Raw genomic sequence first — 6726 nt, forward strand, 5'->3', positions numbered from 1 at the left:
ATCCTCTCATCGGCCGCCGACGCCCCCGGACCGGCCCGGCCCCCGCCGGAACGGGCGCCGCGGCCCCGCGACCCCGGTTCCCCGGGACCCGGGCCTCAGAACTGGTGCAGGCGCCGGGCCGCCTCGGCGACCGACCCGCTCATCGACGGGTACACGGTGAACGCCTGCGCGAGCTGGTCGGCGGTCAGCGACTCGGCCACCGCCAGCGCCACCGGGTGGATCAGCTCGCTGGCCCGCGGCCCGACCACGACGCCCCCGACCACGATCCCGATGCCGGGCCGACAGAACAGCTTCACGAAGCCGTCGGTCACACCCTGCATCTTCGCCCGCGGGTTCCCGCGCAGCGGCAGCATCACCGTCTCGGCCTGGATCTCGCCGGCGTCGATCGCGCGCTGGGAGGCGCCGACCGTGGCGATCTCGGGGGCGGTGAAGACGTTGGAGGCCACGTTGCTCAGGTTGAGCGGCTGCACGGCGTCGCCGAGGAAGTGCCACATGGCGATCCGGCCCTGCATCGCGGCCACCGAGGCGAGCATCAGCACACCGGTGCAGTCGCCGGCGGCGTACACGCCGCGGGCGGAGGTGCGCGAGACCCGGTCGACGTTGATGAAGCCGCCGTCCTTGAGGATCACGCCGGCCTCCTCCAGGCCGATCCCCGCGGTGTTGGGGATCGACCCCAGCGCCAGGACGCAGTGCGAGCCGGTCACCTTCCGGCCGTCGGAGAGGGTCACCGTGACCACGTCGCCGTCGCGGGTCACCGACTGCATCCGCGACCGCGACAGCACGGTCATGCCGCGCCGCCGCAGCACGTCCTCCAGCACCTGCGCGGCGTCGGCGTCCTCGCCGGGCAGCACGCGGTCGCGCGAGGAGACCAGGGTGACCGGGATGCCGAGGGACTGGTAGGCGCTGGCGAACTCCGCGCCGGTGACGCCCGAGCCGACCACGATCAGCTCGCTGGGCGTCTCGTCGAGGTCGTAGACCTGCTCCCAGGTGAGGATCCGCTCGCCGTCGGGCATCGCGGTCGGCAGCACCCGCGGCGACGCGCCGGTGGCGACCAGGACCGCGTCGGCCTCCAGCCGCTCCTCGCCGCCGTCCGGGGTCGCCGCGACCACCGTGCCCGGACCGTCGAGGCGGCCCAGGCCGGGCAGCACCCGCACGCCCTCGCGCTCCACCCGGCGCGCGATGTCGGCCGACTGCTGCTCGGCCAGCCGCTTCACCCGCTCGTTGACGCCCTTCAGGTCCACCCGCGCCGTCGCCGGGTCGCCCTCCGCGTCGCGGAAGCCGATCCCCAGCTCGTGGGCCTCCTGCATCTCCGCCATCAGCTCGGCCGTGGCGATCAGCGTCTTGCTCGGGACGCAGTCGGTGAGCACCGCCGAGCCGCCGAGGCCGTCGCGGTCCACGATGGTGACCTCGGCGCCCAGCTGCCGGGCGACCAGCGCCGACTCGTACCCGCCGGGGCCGCCCCCGATGATGACCACCCGCGACGGCGTCTCGGCGTGCGTGCTCGACATGGCGGGCGTCCTCCTGGGCGGCGCGGGTACGGCGGGTGCTGCGGGTGGGTCAGAGGTTGATCATGTGGCCGGCGATCCCGTGGATCGCCTCCTTGACCGCCTCGGAGAGGGTCGGGTGCGCGAAGACGTTGCGCCCGATCTCGTCCGCGGTCAGGTCCCACTTCTGCGCCAGCGTCAGCGCGGGCAGCAGCTCGGTCACGTCCGGGCCGATCATGTGCGCGCCGAGGATCTCGTTGTGTTCGGCGTCGGCGACGATCTTCACGAAGCCGACGGCCTCGCCCAGGCCCTGCGCCTTGCCGTTGGCCGAGAACGGGAACGTCGAGGTCTTGACGTCGTACCCGAGGTCCTTGGCCTGCTGCTCGCTGTAGCCGAAGGAGCCGATCTGCGGCTGGCAGTAGGTCGCGCGCGGCACGAAGTCGTACTCGACCGGCATGGTCTCGGCGCCGGACATGGTCTCGGCGGCGACGATGCCCATCGCCTCGGCGACGTGGGCCAGCATCATCTTCGAGGTGACGTCGCCGATGGCGTAGACGCCCTCGACGTTGGTGCGGCAGTACTCGTCGATCGCGATCGCGCCGCGCTCGGTCAGCTGGACGCCGGTGGCCTCCAGGCCGTAGCCCTCGGTGCGCGGCGCGAAGCCGAACGCGGCCAGGAACTTGTCGGCCTCGAGCACCTGCTCCTCGCCGCCGGCGGCGGGCGCGACGCGGACCTTCACGCCGGAACCGGTGTCCTCGACGCCCTTCACCGCCGTGGAGGTCATCACCTTCACGCCGAGCTTCTTGTAGTGCTTGGCCAGCTCCTTGGAGACGGCCGCGTCCTCGGTCGGGACCATCCGGTCCAGGAACTCCACGATCGTGACGTCGACGCCGAAGTTCTTCATCACGTAGGCGAACTCGACGCCGATCGCGCCGGAGCCGCCGATGATGACCGAGCCGGGCAGGTTCTCGTCGAGGATCTGCTCCTCGTAGCTGACGATGTTCCTGCCGTTGACCTCGACGCCCGGGACGGTGCGGACCGTCGCGCCGGTGGCGATGATCATGTTGTCGCAGCTGTAGGAGGCGACGGAGCCGTCGTCGCCCTTCACGTCGACCGACTTCGGGCCGGTCAGGGTGCCCCAGCCGTCGATCTCGGTGATCTTGTTCTTCTTCATCAGGTAGTGGACGCCCTTGACGATCCCGGCGCTGACCTGGCGCGAGCGCGCGTGGGTCGGGCCGAACGCCATCGTCGCGTCGCCCTCGATGCCGTACTTGGCCTTCTCGTGGGTGAGCGTGTGCGCCAGCTCCGCGTTCTTCAGCAGCGCCTTGGACGGGATGCATCCGACGTTGAGGCAGACACCGCCCCAGTACTTCTTCTCGATCACGGCGACGGACTTGCCGAGCTGTGCGGCGCGGATCGCGGCGACGTACCCACCGGGGCCGGCACCGAGGACGAGGACATCGAAGTGGGTCACGGTCCACAGCCTAGTCAGCCCGGTCCCGTCGTACGGATGTGCAGGGGGCACTAACCTGACGCCGTGACCGTCTACGCCGCCTACGGGACCAACCTCGATCCCGCCCGGATGGGCGAGCGCTGTCCCCACTCCCCGCTCCAGACCACCGGCTGGCTGACCGGCTGGCGGCTCACCTTCGGCGGCGAGGAGCACGGCTGGGACGGCGCGCTGGCCACCATCGTCCCGGACCCGCTGGAACAGGTCTTCGTCGCCGTGTACGACGTCACGCCGGCCGACGAGGGCGCGCTGGACCGGTGGGAGGCCGCCGACTCCGGGCTCTACCGGAAGACCAAGGTGCGGATCTCCACGCTGGCCGGCGAGGTCGTGGCGTGGACCTACGTGCTGGACGCCTACGAGGGCGGCCTGCCCTCCGCGTCCTACCTGGGCGTGCTCGCCGACGCGGCCGAGGCCGCCGACGCGCCGGCCGACTACGTGGCCGCGATGCGCCGCCGGGCCTGCCGCTCGACCGGGCTCTGAGCGCGGGGCCGACCCACACGCCGCGACGTGGCCGGTCCGGTCACGCGGGACTAGAGTCGAGGATCGTGACCGAGCAGACCTCGCCGTACGCCCTGGCCGACCAGGCCGCCGCCCGCCTCGCCGAGCTGACCGGCGTGGCCCGCCACGACGTGGCTCTCGTGCTGGGATCGGGGTGGCTGCCGGCGGTGGACGCCCTGGGCGAGCCGACCGCCGAGATCTCGACCACCGACCTGCCCGGGTTCAGCGCAGCGGCGGTGGCCGGGCACAGCGGCAAGATCCGCTCCGTGCGCGCCGGCGACCGCAACCTGCTGGTCTTCCTCAGCCGCACCCACTACTACGAGGGCAAGGGCGTGGCCGCGGTCGTGCACGGGGTGCGGACCGCGGCCGCCGCCGGCTGCCGGGCGATCGTGCTGACCAACGGCTGCGGCGGGCTCAAGGAGACCTGGAGCCCCGGGCAGCCGGTGCTGATCAGCGACCACATCAACCTGACCGGCCGCTCCCCCATCGTCGGCGCGAACTTCGTCGACCTCACCGACCTGTACTCCGCCCGGCTGCGGGAGATGTGCCGCGAGGTCGACCCGACGCTCGACGAGGGCGTCTACGTGCAGTTCCCCGGCCCCCACTACGAGACCCCGGCCGAGGTCCGGATGGCCGGCATCATCGGCGGCCACCTGGTCGGGATGAGCACCACGCTGGAGGCGATCGCCGCCCGCGAGGCCGCGATGGAGGTGCTCGGCATCAGCCTGGTCACCAACATGGCCGCGGGCATCACCGGGGAGCCCCTCAGCCACGACGAGGTGATGGAGGCCGGCCGCGCCGCCGCCAGCCGGATGGGCGACCTGCTCGGGCGGATCGTGCCGCGCATCTGAACCCCGATTGCCGAGTTGGGGGAAAACGACCTCCGAGTTGCGGCGCAGCGACGGCCTGGCCGTCGCTGCGCCGCAACTCGGAGGTCGTTTTCCCCCAACTCGGCTGATGGGTGTCAGTCGGCCGAGCGCGCGGCGGCGCTAGCCTGACCCGGTGCCGAAGATCGTCGGGAGCTCACTCGCGGACCACCGCGAGCAGGTGCGCCAGCGGATCTTCGACGCCTTCGCCGAGGCGATGGCCGAGCGCAGCTTCGACGCGATCTCGATGGCCGACCTGGCCCAGCGGGCGGAGATCGGCCGCACCGCGATCTACCACCACTTCCCCGACCGGGAGGCGGTGCTGGTCGCGTTCGCCTCCCACGAGACCGACGCGTACGTCGACGAGCTGACCGCCGCGATCGCGGAGGCCGACGACCCGGAGTCGATGCTGCGCACCTACGTGCGCCACCACCTCGCGGCCGGCGAGAAGTTCCACATGGGGCTCGGTCCCAGCCTGGCCGGCCACCTCTCGGAGGACTCGCGGCTGGAGATCCGGCAGCACGTGCGCGCCGTCGAGGACGTGCTGCGCGGGATCGTGGTGGCCGGCCGGGACGCCGGCGCGTTCCGGGTCGAGGACGTCGACGCCACGCTCTCCCTCGTCCATGCATGCCTGAACCCCCGGCACCTCCCGCCCGCAGCGATCGAGGAGTTCGTGCTGCGGGCGGTCGGCGCCGGGGGTCCGGCGTAGCCCCGACATCCGGGGCGTCAGCGGGGTCAGCGGGTCACTTGCGGACCTTGAAGGTGCGCGTCAGCTTCGCGGCCTCGAACCCGGCGTTGCCCAGGTAGCGCACGCTCAGCGTCGCCTTGCCCTTCTTCGACCGCGGGAGCCTCACCGTGACCTCACCACCGCGGACCACCTTGGTGACGACCTTCTTCGGGGCGCCCTTGGCCTGGTAGGAGACGCGGACCTTGCCCTTCGGCGTCGCCGAGGCGCAGGTGGAGCGGACCTTGGCGAGGACCGAGCCGGCCTTCATGACGCGGGGACGCTTGACCGTGGCGCGCAGCCCGACCGGCGACTTGCTGGTCAGCGCCGCGGTGTCGATCGCGAGCGGGGTCTCCGTGTCCTGCGTGGCGTTGGAGTGGGCGTGCGCCTGCCAGGTGTAGACGGCGTAGTCGGTGGCCGGGTCGACGTCGGCCGGGTCGACGGTGAGCGCGCTCGTGAACGCGCCGCCCACGATCCGCGACGGCATCACCCAGTCGGTGGCCAGGAACGCGCTCTCCTCCTCGCGGGAGTCGACCTCCGGCAGGCCGCCGGCCGGCGCGACGCCGACGTAGACGCCGGCGTCGCCGGGGTTGGTGACCGCACGGAAGCCGTCGCCCGTGGCGAGGACCTCGACGCCCTTGACCGAGGTGCAGGTCGTGGCGACCTCGACCGACGGCGTCGCGGTCTCGACCGCGAAGCTGAACGGCGACGGGGTGCGGTCGGCCTCCTCGTTGATCTGCGTGACGTAGGGGAACGCCGGGACCGCCGAGTCGGCCTCGTCGTCGCCGTCCACGAAGTCGATGAGCTCGGCGGCCCAGGTGCCGTCGAGGCCGGTCCAGGTGACGCCGGCGCCCTCGGCGACACGGTCCCCGGCGGAGTTGCCGGCGAGGTCGACCAGGTCGACCCGCTCGGGCGCCCGGTGGGTCACGCTGTCGTCGTACGCGATCGGGTAGCTGCCCGGCGCCATGCCGTAGCTGACCAGCCCACTCACGGTGCCGTTGCCGTCGGCGTCCAGCTCGGCGTGGAGGTCGCCGATCTTGAGCCACGAGCCGCTGGTGGTGGCGAAGTTCACCGAGGTGCCGGAGAACTCCAGGTCCGCCGAGCCGTCGGCGTGCACGGCGCCGCCGGTGGCCGCCCAGGAGCTGATCCGGGTCTCGGCGTCGAACGCCGCCGGTGCTCCGTAGCCGGCCGCGTAGGGGTTCGGCCGACCCATGCTCGCGGAGTTCAGGTAGGTGGAGACACCCCAGGAGGCGGTGCCGGCGACGACGTCGTCGGTGACGGCGGCCTGCGCCGGGGCGGTCGGCAGCAGTGCCAGGCCGGCGGCGGTCAGGCCGGCCGCGGTGGTGGCGGCGACGGCGCGCCGCGGGAGCGAGCGGCGCTCGGTGGTGCTGGACATGGTGGTGATTCCCTTCTCGTGGGGTGCCCGGTTCGGCAGGCAGGAGCGGTGCCCGCGAACGCGGGCGGAGGGTGGTTCAGGGGCGCCGGGCCGTGGCGCCGGCGGGGACCAGGAGCAGGCCGGCGGCCGCGAGCAGCAGCCCGCCGCCGACCCACCACATCCAGGCCCGCGGATCGGCTGCGTCCGGTACGGCGACGCGCGCGCCGGCCAGGCGGACCTCGGTGGTCACCGGGCGCGGCCCGGCGCCG

The 6726-nt window shown here is 72.8% G+C and carries 6 protein-coding genes; 3 read left to right on the forward strand and 3 right to left on the reverse strand.

Features of this window, described 5'->3' with window-relative positions; translation table 11 throughout:
• Window positions 1–95: 95 nt before the first annotated feature.
• Window positions 96–1508: an NAD(P)H-quinone dehydrogenase gene (locus ABLM29_RS15100; protein ID WP_349714954.1), complete on the reverse strand. Its 1413-nt coding sequence runs from the start codon at window positions 1506–1508 to the stop codon at window positions 96–98.
• Between the two features lie 49 nt (window positions 1509–1557).
• Window positions 1558–2958 (reverse strand): dihydrolipoyl dehydrogenase, encoded by a 1401-nt coding sequence (lpdA, locus tag ABLM29_RS15105; protein ID WP_349714955.1) that lies wholly within the window; start codon window positions 2956–2958, stop codon window positions 1558–1560.
• Window positions 2959–3021: 63 nt separating this feature from the next.
• On the opposite strand from lpdA, the gene ABLM29_RS15110 reads away from it, so the two are divergent.
• The 3 genes from ABLM29_RS15110 to ABLM29_RS15120 all read left to right on the forward strand — a co-directional run bounded on the left by ABLM29_RS15110 (window position 3022) and on the right by ABLM29_RS15120 (window position 5067).
• A complete protein-coding gene (locus ABLM29_RS15110) occupies window positions 3022–3474 on the forward strand; it encodes a gamma-glutamylcyclotransferase family protein (protein ID WP_349714957.1) in 453 nt (150 codons plus the stop codon).
• Between the two features lie 65 nt (window positions 3475–3539).
• Window positions 3540–4343 (forward strand): purine-nucleoside phosphorylase, encoded by an 804-nt coding sequence (locus ABLM29_RS15115; RefSeq protein ID WP_349714958.1) that lies wholly within the window; start codon window positions 3540–3542, stop codon window positions 4341–4343.
• Between the two features lie 151 nt (window positions 4344–4494).
• Complete coding sequence (locus ABLM29_RS15120; protein WP_349714960.1) at window positions 4495–5067, forward strand: TetR/AcrR family transcriptional regulator; 573 nt, start codon at window positions 4495–4497, stop codon at window positions 5065–5067.
• 34 nt (window positions 5068–5101) lie between these two features.
• On the opposite strand, the gene ABLM29_RS15125 is transcribed toward ABLM29_RS15120, so the two are convergent.
• Window positions 5102–6478, reverse strand: coding sequence for a hypothetical protein (locus ABLM29_RS15125; RefSeq protein WP_349714962.1), 1377 nt, complete (start codon window positions 6476–6478; stop codon window positions 5102–5104).
• Window positions 6479–6726 lie beyond the last annotated feature (248 nt).

This window comes from Nocardioides sp. YIM 152588 (assembly GCF_040191335.1).
GTDB lineage: Bacteria > Actinomycetota > Actinomycetes > Propionibacteriales > Nocardioidaceae > Nocardioides.

Excerpts from the sequence above, each read along its gene's own strand:
- ABLM29_RS15100 (WP_349714954.1), bottom strand. The coding sequence starts at position 1,508 with ATGTCGAGCACGCACGCCGAGACGCCGTCGCGGGTGGTCATCATCGGG.
- ABLM29_RS15125 (WP_349714962.1), bottom strand. The coding sequence starts at position 6,478 with ATGTCCAGCACCACCGAGCGCCGCTCGCTCCCGCGGCGCGCCGTCGCC.